At 45.9% G+C, this 15,658-nt stretch carries 15 protein-coding genes; 8 read left to right on the top strand and 7 right to left on the bottom strand.

Going from position 1 to position 15,658, the window contains the following annotated elements:
• From HKN88_06220 to HKN88_06195, 6 genes are all read left to right on the top strand, one after another.
• Window positions 1-300 (top strand): HAD hydrolase-like protein (locus HKN88_06220; protein NNC97652.1); only part of this gene is annotated, 300 nt, incomplete at its 5' end.
• A 33-nt stretch (window positions 301-333) separates the two neighbouring features.
• Window positions 334-1,623, top strand: coding sequence for a DNA recombination protein RmuC (gene rmuC, locus HKN88_06215; GenBank protein NNC97651.1), 1,290 nt, complete (start codon window positions 334-336; stop codon window positions 1,621-1,623).
• Between the two features lie 30 nt (window positions 1,624-1,653).
• Window positions 1,654-2,412 (top strand): YciK family oxidoreductase, encoded by a 759-nt coding sequence (locus HKN88_06210; GenBank protein ID NNC97650.1) that lies wholly within the window; start codon window positions 1,654-1,656, stop codon window positions 2,410-2,412.
• A gap of 232 nt (window positions 2,413-2,644) precedes the next feature.
• Window positions 2,645-3,358 (top strand): hypothetical protein, encoded by a 714-nt coding sequence (locus HKN88_06205; protein ID NNC97649.1) that lies wholly within the window; start codon window positions 2,645-2,647, stop codon window positions 3,356-3,358.
• 1 nt (window position 3,359) lies between these two features.
• Window positions 3,360-3,773: a hypothetical protein gene (locus tag HKN88_06200; GenBank protein ID NNC97648.1), complete on the top strand. Its 414-nt coding sequence runs from the start codon at window positions 3,360-3,362 to the stop codon at window positions 3,771-3,773.
• 198 nt (window positions 3,774-3,971) lie between these two features.
• Window positions 3,972-4,754 carry a GGDEF domain-containing protein gene (locus HKN88_06195; protein NNC97647.1) on the top strand — a complete coding sequence of 261 codons (783 nt, stop codon included), beginning with the start codon at window positions 3,972-3,974 and terminating at the stop codon, window positions 4,752-4,754.
• Between the two features lie 18 nt (window positions 4,755-4,772).
• Here the strand turns inward: HKN88_06195 and HKN88_06190 are convergent, their stop codons facing one another.
• Window positions 4,773-6,128: a DUF1501 domain-containing protein gene (locus tag HKN88_06190; protein ID NNC97646.1), complete on the bottom strand. Its 1,356-nt coding sequence runs from the start codon at window positions 6,126-6,128 to the stop codon at window positions 4,773-4,775.
• 9 nt (window positions 6,129-6,137) lie between these two features.
• Window positions 6,138-7,811 (bottom strand): DUF1800 domain-containing protein, encoded by a 1,674-nt coding sequence (locus HKN88_06185; GenBank protein ID NNC97645.1) that lies wholly within the window; start codon window positions 7,809-7,811, stop codon window positions 6,138-6,140.
• A gap of 475 nt (window positions 7,812-8,286) precedes the next feature.
• Here HKN88_06185 and HKN88_06180 point away from each other — a divergent pair, with 475 nt between their 5' ends.
• Window positions 8,287-10,113, top strand: coding sequence for an energy transducer TonB (locus tag HKN88_06180; GenBank protein ID NNC97644.1), 1,827 nt, complete (start codon window positions 8,287-8,289; stop codon window positions 10,111-10,113).
• Window positions 10,114-10,152: 39 nt separating this feature from the next.
• On the opposite strand, the gene HKN88_06175 is transcribed toward HKN88_06180, so the two are convergent.
• The 5 genes from HKN88_06175 to HKN88_06155 form a co-directional block, all read right to left on the bottom strand.
• Entirely contained in the window at window positions 10,153-10,914 is a 762-nt protein-coding gene (locus HKN88_06175) for an rRNA pseudouridine synthase (GenBank protein ID NNC97643.1), read from the bottom strand.
• Between the two features lie 22 nt (window positions 10,915-10,936).
• Entirely contained in the window at window positions 10,937-11,578 is a 642-nt protein-coding gene (gene scpB, locus HKN88_06170; GenBank protein ID NNC97642.1) for an SMC-Scp complex subunit ScpB, read from the bottom strand.
• Between the two features lie 23 nt (window positions 11,579-11,601).
• Complete coding sequence (locus HKN88_06165) at window positions 11,602-12,468, bottom strand: segregation/condensation protein A (protein NNC97641.1); 867 nt, start codon at window positions 12,466-12,468, stop codon at window positions 11,602-11,604.
• An 84-nt stretch (window positions 12,469-12,552) separates the two neighbouring features.
• Window positions 12,553-13,770 (bottom strand): tryptophan--tRNA ligase, encoded by a 1,218-nt coding sequence (locus HKN88_06160; protein ID NNC97640.1) that lies wholly within the window; start codon window positions 13,768-13,770, stop codon window positions 12,553-12,555.
• Window positions 13,771-13,914: 144 nt separating this feature from the next.
• Window positions 13,915-14,535: a threonylcarbamoyl-AMP synthase gene (locus HKN88_06155; protein NNC97639.1), complete on the bottom strand. Its 621-nt coding sequence runs from the start codon at window positions 14,533-14,535 to the stop codon at window positions 13,915-13,917.
• A 96-nt stretch (window positions 14,536-14,631) separates the two neighbouring features.
• On the opposite strand from HKN88_06155, the gene HKN88_06150 reads away from it, so the two are divergent.
• On the top strand, window positions 14,632-15,510 hold the full coding sequence (locus HKN88_06150; GenBank protein NNC97638.1) for a BolA/IbaG family iron-sulfur metabolism protein: 879 nt from the start codon (window positions 14,632-14,634) through the stop codon (window positions 15,508-15,510).
• Window positions 15,511-15,658: the final 148 nt, after the last annotated feature.

Here is a 15,658-nt window from a genome sequence, read left to right as displayed (position 1 = left end):
TTATTGGAGAAAATTCCCGGCCTTGAACAATCACGCTGCTTGATTGCAGCCGACAGTATGCCATTACGCAAGCCGCATGCCTGCGGTCTGTTACTCGGGGCAGCCGAAATTGGAGTAGCACCCTGGCATTGCGCCTACATCGGTGATTCCAGACGCGATATACAAGCTGCACAACATGCGCGAATGCACAGTGTTGCCGCCACTTACGGTTACATTAAAGATGACGATGACCATCGCAGTTGGGGGGCAGACTGTTTTATTGACGCCTTGCCGGAATTATCCGATATAGTGAAACCCTGATTTAACAGATCGAACAAATAAAACCTACCTGCCTTGAACCAGTTAACCCTCAACCCTGAATTATTAATCGCTGTATTAAGTGGCGCACTGATCGGATTCCTGTTCGGATTATTGATCCGTTCTTTATTGGCGCAACGCTTGATCAATACCGAAAAAGAGCAGCGCTTGATCGCGGAAACCCGATTAAAACATCAAGAAGAACTGGACGAAGAAAGAGATTCAGCACTGGAGTTGGCGCGCGAGCGCCTGGAAAATGCCTTTCATGAACTGGCGGACCAATCACTGGCTAAAAACAATGACCAGTTTTTGCAACTGGCCACACAAAAACTCAGTAATCAACAACAACAGGCTTCTTCCGACCTGGAAAAACGGCAACTCTCGATCAAAAACCTGCTGGAGCCGATCAGTGACGCTTTGAAAAAAACCGAAACCCAGATCGGCAGTATCGAAAAAACCCGCCACCAAAGTTTTGGCGAACTTAAACAGGAATTAAGCCAGTTACGTGATACCCAATCTGTGTTGCAATCGGAAACCCGAAACCTGGTAAACGCCTTGCGCAAACCCCAGGTGCGCGGACGCTGGGGCGAGCAAACCCTGAAACGCGTCGTGGAAGTGGCCGGAATGGTGCATCACTGCGATTTCACTGAACAAGTGAGTTCGGACATGGACTCGCGCTTGCGTCCGGACATGATCGTGTCTTTACCCGACCAGCGAAAGATCGTGGTTGACGCGAAAACCCCATTGCAAGCTTATCTGGATGCTTTGGAAAGTTCGAGCAATGAAGATATCGAAACCAATATGTCACGCCATGTGCAGCATATTAAAACCCACATCAAACAACTCGCCTCCAAGCAATACTGGGACGCCATGGATAACACTCCGGAATTTGTGGTGATGTTTATCCCGGGTGAGCAATTCCTTTCAGCTGCACTGGACAAGGATCCTGAATTATTTGATCAAGCCTTACAACAGAATGTGATCCTGGCGACCCCAAACAGTTTGATCGCGCTTTTAAAAACCGTGGCCTATGGCTGGCGCCAAGTGGAATTGGCCAACAATGCAGAGAACATTCGCAAAATTGCTGAAGACCTGTATAAACGCTTAAGCACGTTCACCAATCACATCGCCAAAATTGGCACCAACTTGCAACGCAGCAGCAAAGCGTACAACGATGCATTGGGCTCCTTGGAACGATCAGTGCTGCCAGGGGCTCGCAAATTCAAGGAAATGGGAATCAGTGCCAGCCAGGATCTGGCCAAGCTGGAAAGCCTGGAAGAAAACGTACGCATTCCGAAGTCGCTGAAAAATCTGGATGACGAATAACGCTTTTTAAAGCACAAATTGAAATACATAATGAATACCAATATTACATCCCTGCACATTATCAATAAAAGACAAAACGCATTGATCGACAAGGTTATTCTGGTCACTGGAGCTGGTGCCGGAATCGGACGTGCAGTGGCACTTGAATGTGCACGTCAAGGCGCGACTGTTGTCTTGCTTGGCAGAACCATCAAAAAACTGGAGAAAGTGTACGACGAAATTGTTGCACTGGGAAAACAAATCCCGTCTATTTATCCCATGGATCTATTGGGCGCGGATGAAAAACACCACGAGCAGCTGGCGGAAATTATTCATCAGGAATACGGGCGTCTGGATGGCTTGCTACATAATGCGAGTATCCTTGGAAGCTTGACGCCAATCGCACAATACGACGCAGCGCAATGGCAAAAAGTGATGCATGTGAATGTGACCGCACAGTTCGTGATGACCAAAGCCCTGCTCCCGGTTTTATTGAAGTCTGATCGAGCATCCGTTTTATTCACCAGCAGCAGCGTGGGCAGACAAGGTCGAGCATACTGGGGCGCGTATTCGGTTTCAAAATTTGCCACCGAAGGCATGATGCAAGTCCTCGCGGATGAGTTTGAGAATTCAGACAATATTCGCTTTAACAGTATCAATCCCGGAGCAACGCACACTTCAATGCGTTTATCGGCGTATCCGGCAGAGGATAAAACCAAGATCGCCAAACCGGAGGATATTGTTGACCCTTATGTGTATTTACTCTCGGATGAAAGTAACGAGAATGGACACATGTTTAATGCGCAGTGAAAGTTTTACCTTTTTTGATTCTGCTCTGAATGACTTTCGGCTCTGGAAGCGCAACACTTTATGGGCGACAATGCTCCGACTGGCATTCGCTTGAGCATATCCGATTTCCTGAATGAATTCACCTTGGCATCTCACTAGTGCCCATAATTGCTGCCCAAAAGTATTTTTAGACTGCAATAGCTGTTACAGTCATTTTGACTTGTAATCTAATTTTTGCCTCATGGAGGTCGTCATGCGTTTTCTGGTCTTGCTTTATGGCATAGTCAGTTATCTGGCTTTTCTACTGGTCTTCGTTTATTTCATCGCCTTTGTTGGCGAATTCTATGTTCCGAAAACCTTATCCTCTGAAGTGAAAATGTCGACAACATCCGCCTTACTGGTGAACATCGGTTTGCTGATACTTTGGGGTGTGCAACACACCCTCATGGCGCGTGAAAAATTCAAACAAGCCATATCCGCATTAATTCCACACCACATCGAGCGTAGTACCTATGTTTTAGTATCGTCGATCACATTAGCGATACTGATACATTTTTGGCAACCAATGCATGGCACATTATGGTCGCTTGAAAACGCAAGTTGGATCTGGGTGATTTTCTTTACCGGTTGGGGGCTGGTGTTTATAGCAACTTTCCTGACCGATCACTTTGACCTGTTTGGCTTACGTCAGACCTGGTTACACTACGTAAAAAAATCCTACACTTCGGTTGAGTTCACTGAAAGACTGTTCTATAAATGGATCCGACACCCGATGATGCTGGGATTGATCCTCGCATTCTGGGCCATCCCGATCATGACAACCGGACATCTGGTTTTTGCCATTGGGATGAGCGTTTATATTCTGGTTGGCATACACTTTGAAGAAAAAGGCTTGGCAAAACATCTAGGCATCGATTATCAGGATTATCAAAAACGCACGGCAAGAATTTTCCCGAAAATTTTTTAATATGTTAAAAACCCTATTTATTATCATTGTTTGCATTGTCGGTCTCATTTATGCCTTTTACTATGTTCTGAATAAAGCTTCACAGGGCATGCGCGATAAAGCCATGGCCTTTCTGAACGCATTAATTGTGGAAGACTTCAATAAGGCCTATGCCATGACCAGCCCAGAGTTCAAAGTAAATGTACCGGTTACAGACTTTGAACAATACCTGTTGAACGGCGACTTGTTCGAAATTTCCAAAATTGAAAGATACATCGGAGATTATGCCATCGGCCGGCTCAGTGGCAATCTATACCCAATCCTTGCTCGAAAAGACGGAACCTTCCTGAAAATTGACCTGCTCTTGCTTAAACAAGACCATGAATGGCTTATACATTCAATAGCGGTAAAACAGACAATCGCGGCAACTGACTAGTCTGAATTGATTTCAAGCGGGCTGAAGACCAGCCAATAAATCAAATCGTATATTATAATTTTTAATATACATTCAATACTTGCCGATATGATTCATTGGTAATTCATTGATAATAAGCATAGAATATTGATAGTATATGTTAAATAAGGATATTGACTCATATAGCCCATTACAATAATTAGAACACAAGGGTTACAAATGAAAATTCTATCCTTAGGTAAAGTCATTTTCAGGATCGCACTGATCATCGCGATCGCCGAATTTTTGGTAATGCAACTACTCGCCGTTATCCCGTATGAATTAGGTGTATTTGAAGTAGCATTGATCGATACCCTGATACTCACAGCCTTGGCCACGCCGTTTATATATTTTATTGTTGTAAAGCCATTTGTGAATGCGCACAATGCAGCCCTGCATGAAATAACCCAAACCGCCTTGATCGATCCGGTGACCAAGATCGGCAACCGTGTGTTGATCACATCGCATCTTGAGAAATGCATAGCGGGCAGTTTCCGTCACAAACATTATGGCGCCCTGATAATTTTTGACCTGGATGGCTTTAAAGCCGTTAATGATAATTATGGCCACAGCGCTGGAGATGCCTTACTTGCGGAAATTGGCCGTCGCCTTAAAAGCCAGATACGTGCCGATGACATGGCCGGCAGGCTGGGCGGTGACGAGTTTGTCGTAGTATATGAACGCTTGAATACTAACCTGGTGACCACCATGCGCGACCTAGACAAAATTGCTATTAAATTACTGACCTTGATCCAGGAACCTTTCGTGTTCAATAGTCAAACACTTAAAATAAGCGCCAGTATTGGTATTCGTATTCTCGGCATGGACCTGATCACCGCCGAGAAAGCCTTGATGCAAGCGGATGAAGCAATGTATCGCGCGAAAAAAGCCGGTAAGGGTCAGGCAAAATATTACGGCCAGGAATTAAATCTCGAAGCGCATGATACCGGGATGGGCTCTTAATAAAATCTGACCAGTAAATCAGATCATCAAATTGATCTTATGCATGTCAAAAGCGCCATGATTCGGTAACACGGTTTGTATTTGGTTATTATCCAGGCCATACCAATTCAGCATACTGTGCACATACTGCTCGACTGATGTGGTTGGAATAATACGCCCGCGCTTGCCTGAATCATCCACTCCGCCGATCTCAAGACTTGGCATGGTTCCGTATATATCACCACCCCGAACTGCATCCCCGATAACCAGTTGATGATTTCCCCAGCCGTGATCGGTGCCATCGCCATTACTGGTAAGGGTGCGTCCAAATTCTGAAGCGGTAAAGGTCGTCACGTCACTGGCAGCACCAACTTCGGTCAGCGCGTAATAAAATGCTTTGAGAGAATCCGCTAACGTGCCAAACAGATTGGGCTGATCCTGGTTGTGATCGTCGTGTGTATCAAAGCCGCCCATTTCTACGAAAAACACCTGTCGTGACATGCCCAAAGTATCGCGCGCGGCGATCATATTAGCCACCATGCGTAATTGTGACGACAGCCCATAGCCGTTATCTTCAGGAAATACCGTATTCAGCGGTGGCGTATTTTGTAACACGCTACCGACTGATTCCACCAATTCCAGGGTGCGTTGATTGGTGACAGCAATTTCCTGTTCAAACTGATTGGCATATTCCCGATAGAGATTATCCAAATAAGCAGTACGTCGTTTGTTTTCGTAACCTTCGCCTTCTTTCACAAACCAATACTCATCAAAACCATCGGCTGAAACGGAAAGATCCAGGAAACCCGAATTACGTAACCACAAGCTTCTTGAGTTAACCGACAATCCTGTAAGCAATGGTTCGGTTTGTTGTGAAGCGTAAATACTTGCCACGCGCCCACCCCAGCCGGAATTTTGCCCGGAAGTCAGGTTAATGGTTTTCCATTGATCCTGTTGGTTGTTATGCGAGAACAGTTCAGTGGGGACCGGCACACTTTTATTGCGGTACTCGTCGCGGGTGATCGGTTGTATCAGATTTCCCGTATTCGCCATCACGGCCATTTTTCCGTTATTGAACAGTTCGTGCAATGAACTGGCAGCCGAATGCAGACCATACGTATGTCCGTCATTGGTCAGCGGTGAAATGGGCAACAATGCAGACTGTTCCACCGACAGGTTTTGACGTGCATTGGAATATTCGGCGTAACCGTCGGAATCGGTTGGCACGATCAGATTAAAAGCGTCATTCCCGCCGTGCAAAAACACACAGACCAAAGCCTTGTAATCGGGCAGCGCGTTTTGAGCAAAGCTCAGTCGGGGGAAATTCACCAGACCGGAACCGATCAATGAGGCCGCGCCCAATTTCAGAAATTCTCTACGTTTCATACTTGTCATAATCCGCCCCTAGTCCTGAACCATGAATTCTGGCGCAACCACCAACAATCCCAACGCTTCAATGGCACGCTGATCCGGACGATCGATTGGAAATGTGTTAATAAAGTCTTTGGTAATCGTACGCAATTCATTACTCATGTCACCGCCAAATAACATCAGGTTGTAATGATCCAGTAAGGTGTCAACGTTTTCCGCCAGTGTAATTTCCGTTGACAGATCGATGAGTATTTCATTTGCTTCAGGGTTGGCTTTAAGATGGTTTTGACTCAGCACCAAATATTGCATGAAATTGGTCATTTTGGCCTGATTGGCTTCGGTATGAATCTCAAATTCGGGCGCCACCCAGCCGTTATCCACAAAGCTGCCTTGTGGTGAGTAGAAGGGACTAAAGAAATTAAACACATGATGCGCTTCCAGAGGGGATTGGCCGAGAAACTCGTTAAAGTAAGTGAGTCTGTATTCACCATTAGCCGAATATGCATTAAACGTACGCCACAATCCTGCCATGCGAATCAAGGGTTCTTTTAATTTGCCATATATCTTGTCAGCTGAGGTTGTTGCCGTTATGGCTTCATCGTCCAATAACAGTGCCTTGATCACACTTTTCAGGTCACCCCGCACTCCGTTGCCATTATTTTCAAACACCGTGGCAACCCGTTGCACGAAGGCATCAGAAGGATTACTGGTAACCAGTTTTTGAATGAGTTGTTTAGAAATAAATGGCGCTACGTTGGGATGGTTGAAAACTATATCCAGCATGTCTGTCATGTCTTCATCCGCATTTTGTTCAGCTGGAATGATCGCGCCACCCAAAACCGTTTTTTGCCCTCGATCATGACGCTCTTCAATGACGATCATCGGGTTCATGAAATCGGGACGATCATCCTGGCCGGTAACGATCTCATAAATATTTGCAAAATGCCATCCGGTAAATACCCGGGCCATTTCTTCAATGGTCTCTTGATCGTAGGTCGGAATAGGTTGCCCGACACTGTCCAGCTTGGGTGTGGCGTCCGGGTTCAGTTCATGCAAACCAATTGTGAATAGCTGCATCATTTCGCGTGCAAAATTTTCGTCCGGTAATATATTTTCTTCAGGGATGGCTTTCTGGTTGCCTTTCATACTCAGGTATTCACCCATGACCGGGTTAAGGGTGACCTCTTCGAGTAGATCTCGAAAATTTCCAAAAGAATGTTTGAGTAAAATGTCGTAGTAATTGGCCAGGGAGATGGAGGCCATTTCCGGATCCGGGAAATCCACCCCGTGTAATGACACCACCAGAATCTCACTCAACACAAAAGCCACACGTTGACGCAACTGATCGTCGGAGTTCACCGCCCTATCAAACCACGCGGCGGTATGTTCGCGCCAACGAATCTCGGGCAGCGCCTGGACATAACTGAAATGATCGGTCATTGGCAAGGCCATTTGCTGATCAATCCAGGCCTCATAACCCATATCACTCAAGGCATCGATGTCTTCTTGAGTGGGACCAAAACTGGTTTGAAACAAGAATTTCGACGCCGCTTGATCTGAAATACTGACACTTGGAGGTGGTGGCGATGTAATTGGGGGTTGCGAGATAACCGGTGGCGCACTACTCCCGCCCCCGCCACAAGCGACCAGGCTCAGGGTAAATAGGCACAAAAACGAACGGACCAACAGCAAGCGAAGTGAATTCATAACAAATCTTCCTGACCGTGTAAAAGAAGGGTTACCTGTATTAACGAGCCGATTGCGATTTGGTTGACACATTAATTGAAAATGTTCATGTGTGCAGTGCAGCAACCGTATTTCGTCGTGAACCAGCATACGTTAAACGGCTTAATCTTAACTGAATGCAGAATATTTTGATGTTTAGCTCCCAGCTTAAAGGTCTACTGAAACAACTTTATTGTCAAAGTAATCACTAAAGTATTAGCAATAAAATCAATTCTGCATTTGCACGAAAATTAAAAAATAGATGTCTCAGATAAGCATTTTTGAATTTACCTTATATACCCTGGGTAACTTATTGAAAAATTTAATTTATTTTCTTAATTTGCTATTGTAATCAATTTTGTGACTAAGTATCATACACAGATAATTACAAGGTCTATATAGATATCGGCAAAGGGACAGCCGTAACAAACTGACAAATTTTTGGGGATTGGGCTCTATGAGTAACAGCAAACCACTGTTATTAGCAATTATTGCAAGTGCAGAACTGGAAGAATCCATTCGTACTATTGCTGGTGAGGCTTATGAATTGGTGTACGCCAATGACATTCATAGTGGAATTGACACACTCAAACGATCTGATGCAAAAGTAGCGCTACTCGATTTTGACATTGCCACTTCAGACCCTGAAGCCCTGGATTTACTACGCGACGAAAAAACAGACCTGGTTCCGATAGTAATTTGTCCGCGCGAACAAAGTGACGAACTCCTCGCTACAAACATTAACCGTGAAGCATTCCGGGTTTTATTTTCACCCTTGGCGACCGGACAAACCAAACTCGCTCTGGCCGCAGCTTTCAAGCACAGTGTTGAGCAACATTTAATTGTCCGACCAGCAAGTACTACAACAGCAATTAAAAAAGCCAAGCCCTCGGTAATCAAGCCAGTTCACATATTAGCAAGTCTTGCTGTGTTCGCAGTTGCATTGGTGTCCTGGGTGTTTATTTCAAAACACAATACGGCAAAACAGGAAGCGGCAAGGGCTGAAGCAGAATTACAACAACAAGAAGCTAAGGCGCAACGCAAACTGAATCAATTATTGTTGTTTGCAGAAGGGGCTAAAAACGCCGGAAATTATTTCCCCCCGGCGCCCAATAATGCCTTACAAAGTTATTTGGCAATTTTAAATGACAACCCGGGAAATCCGGTTGCTGAAAAAGCGTTGGATGACCTAAGCGTGTTAGCGCTGGGGGATTATGATCTACACTTTTCTAATGGTAGCAGCATTGAAGCGCTGAATAGTCTGGAACAAGCCAGAGAAATTGCAAAGCTTGACCCGGGACTTGCTACGCGCATCGGCGCAGTAATTATTGATAAGCAAAACCAGGCAATTGAATCCATTCGGACAGCTCTCAATCAGCAAAGAGTTTCTGATGCTGCCAATAGCCTTGCAACATATTCTGCTTTATTTGATTCCAGCAGCGATGAAATAGGCAATCTAAAAGCCAATATTGACGCACAACAAGAAAACCTTGATAGAGAGTCTGAACTTAATGAAACACTCGCGAATATTCAGGACGCCATCACAAATAATCGTTTACTGACACCCAGTCAGAATAATGCTCGATTTTATATCAACAGACTGGAAAATCTGGATGCCACTAATCCCGATATTGAGCAACTAAAGTCCGATCTTGCAGATCGATTACTGGTTCAATCCCGTCAATCCACTAATGACGAAAACTTTACAGCTGCGCGAAGATATATTGATGCAGCGGACGCTCTAGGCGCCAATACTCAAATCGTAAACACGGCGCGCACGCAATTAATTGCTGCAGAAGACGCATATAATTCTGCACTAGCGGCGTCTACAGCTGAAGCCGAAGCTGAAGCTCAAGAACAGGAACAAGCTGATCAACAAGCCGAAGCAGAAAGACTGGAAGCGGAAAGAATACAACAAGAGGCTGCTGATGCAGCCGCGGAAGCCCAACGCATAGCAGAAGAGCGCGAGGCATTGCGCATCCTTTTAGCGACTCCGGTGTCTGTTACATTAAGCCAACTCACCCCAGTTACCCGGCCTCCTCCGGTTTATCCGCGCCGCTATGAAAAGCGTGGCACTACTGGTTCAGCAACTGTGGCTTTTACGGTTAAAAAAGATGGTAGCACGTCAAATATCTCGGTAAAGGTAACAGAACCATCATCAGCCGTAGCTTTCGGAAGAGCCGCGAGTAACGCAATTGAAAAATGGACTTTTGAACCTTTTACCGATGAGGAAAATCGGGTGCGTCTGGCTACCACCGAGATTAAAATTAATTTTCAGCAGTGAGTAGAATTTTAGTGCTTAGCGTACTCTGCTTAACTCGGTTTAAAGTTTTACTTTGCTCTTAAGTTCATTCAGGGATTGACCCTCGAGCTCAAAATATTCGCCCGGTTTCACTTCGCGGTGCAAGCGAATATTGGCGTAACGAATGCGCATTAAGCGATTTACTTTATGCCCAACCGCTTCCCACAAACGTCGCACTTCACGTTTGCGTCCTTCTTTTAAAATGACATGAAACCAGTGATTGGCCGCATCGCTTTTTTTATTGGCGCTGTGTTGTTTTTCAATTTTTAAGAACCGACCCATTCCGTCCTCCAATTCAACACCTTGCAAAAGCTGATTGATACTCTCGGCATCAGGCTCACCTAATACTCGCACGGCGTATTCGCGTTCAATTTCATACGAAGGATGCATTAGGCGGTGTGCCAGTTCACCATCGGTGGTGAACAGGATGAGACCGCTGGTATTGATGTCCAGTCGCCCGACTTGTATCCAGCGCCCGCTACCCAAGCGCGGTAATAATTCAAACACATTTGAACGACCTTCAGGATCGTGGCGGGTGCATAGAACCCCAACCGGTTTGTGTAACACCAGCGTGCGATGAGAAGTTGCGGTTTTTTTTCGGGTTTTTAACAGTTCGCCATCAATTGCCACCCGGTCATTAAGAGTGGCCTTATCCCCGAGCTTGGCAATCTTGCCATTCAAGCTGACACGCCCTGCTTCAATCCAGCGCTCGGCTTCCCGACGCGAGGCTTTACCGGCATTGGCAATGAGTTTTTGTAACCTTACGGCGTCTTGATCAGACATGCTATATAGACTCGGTAATTTGTTATTCGTCTTCTGACAATAAGGCTTTACGATCCATATCATCTTCGCTGTCATCGGAGGTAGCAACAACTGGCTGCCCTGGATCCAGACCCAGATCCATTTCCACATTCATGCTATCCAGGTCACGGATCTCGGCCAGTGTGGGCAATTCGTCGAGTTTCTTAAGACCAAAATAATCCAGGAATTCTTTGCTTGTGCCATACATGGCCGGACGCCCAGGCACATCACGATGACCTAACACTCTGATCCAGCCGCGCTCTTCCAGCGTTCGAATAATGTTTGTGCTGACAGCCACACCCCGAATTTGCTCAACGTCGCCTCGCGTAGCCGGCTGGCGGTAAGCAATTATGGCCATGGTCTCTAACAGCGCACGTGAATAACGTGGTGGTCTTTCTTGCCACAGCCGTGACACCCATTCGGTGTATTGGGTATTTACCTGCATGCGAAATCCGCTCGCCACTTCGACCAGTTCAGCGCCACGACCTGCGTAATCGTCTTGCAATAAGGACAAGGCCTTGCGAACATCACTGCGTTCAGGTTTTTCCCCGTCACCAAATAATGCGATCAATTGATTCACACTCATTGGTTTGGAGGCGGCAAGGATTGAAGCTTCAACAATATTTTTTACGGTATCAATATTCATAATAATTGGACATCAGGAATAGTTTATAAAGATTCATTATCGGTTTCATCGGCATATGAGGTTTCGGGCAATTCAGCGTTTTGATCAGATTGCATGGGCGCGCGTTTTACATGAATTTTGGCGTAGGGTTCGGCTTGCACAATGTCCAGCAAGGCTTCTTTGGTGAGTTCTAAAATAGCTAATAAGGTTACTACTGCACCCATGCGTCCTTCTTTCGCGTCGAACAGATCGGTAAATTCAACAAAATCGATATCATCCAGTCGCATTAACAGTTCACCCATGCGCTGACGGACTGAAAGCTTTTCGAAATTAATGTGATGATGCTCAAACATTTCCGAGCGCTTGATCACCGCTGCAAATGCCATCAAGAGTTCTTTTAATTCAACCGTTGGTTCTTGTTTAACAATATGCCGCTCAACCACTTCAGCTTTTACCTGGAAGGTGTCCCGTTCCATTCGTGGCAATTGACCGAGGTCCTCGGCGGCGGTTTTAAAGCGTTCGTATTCTTGCAAGCGGCGAATCAATTCCGCACGCGGGTCATTCTCGTCGGCATCGTCTTCTACCGGACGCGGTAACAGCATGCGCGATTTGATCTCGGCCAACATCGCGGCCATGACCAGATACTCTGCGGCCAATTCCAGCTGCAAGGTTTCCATCAGATCAATGTAGGACATGTATTGTCGTGTGATCTCGGCTATCGGAATATTTAAAATGTCGAGATTTTGACGCTTGATCAAATACAGCAACAGATCCAGCGGACCCTCAAACGCTTCCAGGAATATTTCCAGGGCATCGGGTGGAATATACAGATCCTTGGGCATCTCGGACAAAGGCTCACCCGCCACAAAAGCAAATGGCATCTCGCCTTGTTGCGGCTGGGTAAAATGCATTCCGTTTTGCGCGGTTGGTAGTTCTTGCGCTTCGGGCTTATTGACTTCGTTAGAGTTCAAAATTTATCCTGATATGAATTGGCATTAGAGTTCTGAATATTGTAAACCAACTGCTTTTCGCACATCGGTCATGGTTTCATTAGCTGCTTCCCGCGCAGCTTCATTACCATCCCGGATCACAGCACGTACCTGATCGGGATGACGTTCAAGTTCCTGGCCACGACTGCGGATTGGTTCGAGTTCGGCCTGAATTGGTTCGATGACCTTCATTTTGCAATCAATGCACCCAATACCGGCAGTTGTGCAACCTTCACGTACCCAGTTTTGGGTAGATTCGTCTGAATAAATTTTATGAAAATCCCAAACCGGACATTTTTCCGGATTGCCGGGATCTGTCCGGCGTACACGCGCCGGGTCAGTTGGCATGACCTTGATCTTTTTGCTCACCTCGTCCGGGTCTTCGCGTAAAGCAATGGTATTTCCGTAGGATTTAGACATTTTCTGTCCATCCAGACCGGGCATTTTTGGCACCGGGGTTAGCAAGGCCTGCGGTTCAACCAAAATGATGCGGCCACTCCCCTCCAGATTGCCGAGCAAGCGTTCGCGATCGGCAATAGTTAAATTTCCCGAGGCCTGTATTAATTTTCGACCTTCTTCCAGCGATTCCAGTGAACCTTTTTCTTGATAAGCCCTGCGTATCGCTTTGTATTTTTTTGCGTGTGACTTACCCAAAGACTTGAGAGCCTTGTCAATTTTTTCTTCAAAGCCAGGTTCACGTCCGTATAAATGATTAAAACGGCGTGCCAGTTCACGCGTGATCTCGACATGCGCTACCTGGTCTTCGCCAACCGGAACATGCGCAGGTCGATACAATAAAATATCGGCACTTTGTAAAACCGGATACCCTAAAAACCCGTAGGTCGCCAGATCACGCTCCTTGAGTTTTTCAATTTGGTCTTTGTAGGTTGGAACCCGTTCTACCCAGCCCAAGGGGGTGATCATGCTCAAGAGCAAATGTAATTCCGCATGTTGCAAAACCTGAGACTGGACAAAAATGGTCGAGGACTTTGGATTCAGTCCGGCGGCCAACCAGTCGGTGACCATTTCCCAAGTGTTGCGTTCTACTTCTGCCGGGTCATCGTAATGCGTGGTTAATGCGTGCCAGTCAGCCACAAAATAGAAACAATCGTATTCGTGCTGAAGATCGATCCAGTTCTTTAAAGCACCATGATAATTTCCCAAATGCAAGGCACCGGTCGGACGCATTCCCGAAACAACTCTGTTATTTTTAATCAGGCTCATGGTTTAAAAAAAAATTGAAAATAGGAAGATTATATGGCGGTGGTTATTGGTGTGAAATTATACGGAGTTATGCGATTATTATTGCTCTGAATTAGCGCAGATGCGAACTATATTGCCGTTTATTTGAACATTTATCCCGGTCTATTACACAAAATCCGAGATGTCGCCTTTACCAGCTCGCAATACTTTGGGTACACCTTCCACCAGGTCAATGATCGAGGTTGGATCCAGCCCACAATTACCGCCATCGATGATGGCATCGAGTTGATTTTTAAGCCGTTCTTCAATGTCATAAGGATCACTTAAGGGGTAATCATCGCCCGGGAGACTCAAGGTTGTGCTCATGATTGGCTCACCCAATTCTTCCAGCAAAGCCTGGGCAATCTCGTTATCAGGCACACGTAAACCGATGGTTTTACGTTTCGGGTTTTGCAAGCGCTTGGGCACTTCGCGCGTGGCCTTGAGAATAAAGGTATAAGCGCCGGGTGTGTGCGCCTTGAGGAGTCGATAAGAGGCGTTATCGACCTTGGCATAACTGGAGATTTCTGAAAGGTCCCGACACACCAGAGTGAAATGATGTGACTTGTCGAATTGCCGTATACGGGCAATGCGTTGCATGGCATTTTTATCCCCAATATGACAGCCCAGAGCATAAGAGGAATCGGTTGGATACGCGATCACCCCACCGGCGTGCATGATCTCAACCGCGGTTCGGATCAGACGCGGTTGTGGATTATCCGGATGAATGTGTAAAAACTGACTCATGCGAGGATTATAGCATTGCTGTAAAGCTTGAATTTTCGCTCAAATCCGGTGCAATTTACCGTATCATACGCAGCTTGATTTCATCCGAGAATTTGCATGCGACACTTCGCAGAATACGCACCGTTGGCTTTGTTTCTGGTGGTGTTTTTCATCAAGGGAATTTACTGGGCTACAGCTGCTCTGATGCTGAGTTACAGCATCGGAATGTTCTACCTGTGGCGTATCGATGGCAAACTCAGTGCCATGCACAAAGGTACTCTGGGGTTTATTCTGGTTCTGGGCGCCTTGACGCTTTTTTTCCAGAACGAAAAATTCATTCAATGGAAGCCGACCATCGCCAATTGGGCATTTGCAGCGGCATTTTTGGCCACGCATAAATTTGCACAGCAACCTTTGGTAAAATCCTTGTTCGGGAACGCTGTTAAACTCGCTGATAAAGACTGGTTTAGCTTAAGCTTGATGTGGGTGATATTTTTTGTCGTCGTTGGTATTCTGAATCTTTATGTGGCTTACAATTTTTCCATGGCATTTTGGGTCAAATTCAAAGTCTTTGGCTTGCTCGGTATCACTATTGTATTTTCTATTTTGCAAGGCATCTGGCTAATGCGTAAAGGCGAGATACTTGATGCTGACTCCCAACAGGAAATTGTTTCAGCCAGTGATACTGATATCTTGGAACTATCAGAGAATTCATCAGTCACAGACCGCGAATCCCTTATTAAGCAAGCCTTAAAACAAGAATTACCCGATGCGAGCATTGATCTGGTGAATGAAAGTCATTTACACGCCGGTCACGCCGGTGCAGCGGATGGCCGCGGGCATTTTCGCCTAAACATCATTAGCCCGCATTTCAAAGGTATGCCCGTACTGCAACGACATCAGTTGATTTACCGCATTTTAGGCGACATGATGGTAACTGACATCCATGCCTTGGCTATTGAAGCAAAATCACCTGACGAAGTATTTGCAAATTAATAAACACCCTATTCAAATTAATATTAACGATGATAATTGAGGACATTATGAAAAAATTAATACTTGCCAGCCTGAGCGCGCTTCTGCTATTAGGTGCATGTACCCAGAAAAGTGACAGCAGCACAATTGACAATCCACTGAACCTCGC

Source organism: Gammaproteobacteria bacterium (assembly GCA_013001575.1).
Taxonomy (GTDB): domain Bacteria; phylum Pseudomonadota; class Gammaproteobacteria; order Steroidobacterales; family JABDMI01; genus JABDMI01.
Note: the sequence above shows the minus strand (reverse complement) of the source record. Positions and strands in the feature narration are given on the sequence as shown.

What these genes read in the sequence shown, in the direction of transcription:
- HKN88_06165 (NNC97641.1), bottom strand. Translation starts at nt 12,468, where the DNA reads ATGCATTTTACCCAGCCGCAACAAGGCGAGATGCCATTTGCTTTTGTG.
- HKN88_06180 (NNC97644.1), top strand. Translation starts at nt 8,287, where the DNA reads ATGAGTAACAGCAAACCACTGTTATTAGCAATTATTGCAAGTGCAGAA.
- HKN88_06205 (NNC97649.1), top strand. Translation starts at nt 2,645, where the DNA reads ATGCGTTTTCTGGTCTTGCTTTATGGCATAGTCAGTTATCTGGCTTTT.
- scpB (NNC97642.1), bottom strand. Translation starts at nt 11,578, where the DNA reads ATGAATATTGATACCGTAAAAAATATTGTTGAAGCTTCAATCCTTGCC.
- HKN88_06160 (NNC97640.1), bottom strand. Translation starts at nt 13,770, where the DNA reads ATGAGCCTGATTAAAAATAACAGAGTTGTTTCGGGAATGCGTCCGACC.
- HKN88_06200 (NNC97648.1), top strand. Translation starts at nt 3,360, where the DNA reads ATGTTAAAAACCCTATTTATTATCATTGTTTGCATTGTCGGTCTCATT.
- HKN88_06150 (NNC97638.1), top strand. Translation starts at nt 14,632, where the DNA reads ATGCGACACTTCGCAGAATACGCACCGTTGGCTTTGTTTCTGGTGGTG.
- HKN88_06155 (NNC97639.1), bottom strand. Translation starts at nt 14,535, where the DNA reads ATGAGTCAGTTTTTACACATTCATCCGGATAATCCACAACCGCGTCTG.
- HKN88_06175 (NNC97643.1), bottom strand. Translation starts at nt 10,914, where the DNA reads ATGTCTGATCAAGACGCCGTAAGGTTACAAAAACTCATTGCCAATGCC.
- HKN88_06195 (NNC97647.1), top strand. Translation starts at nt 3,972, where the DNA reads ATGAAAATTCTATCCTTAGGTAAAGTCATTTTCAGGATCGCACTGATC.
- HKN88_06185 (NNC97645.1), bottom strand. Translation starts at nt 7,811, where the DNA reads ATGAATTCACTTCGCTTGCTGTTGGTCCGTTCGTTTTTGTGCCTATTT.
- HKN88_06190 (NNC97646.1), bottom strand. Translation starts at nt 6,128, where the DNA reads ATGACAAGTATGAAACGTAGAGAATTTCTGAAATTGGGCGCGGCCTCA.
- HKN88_06210 (NNC97650.1), top strand. Translation starts at nt 1,654, where the DNA reads ATGAATACCAATATTACATCCCTGCACATTATCAATAAAAGACAAAAC.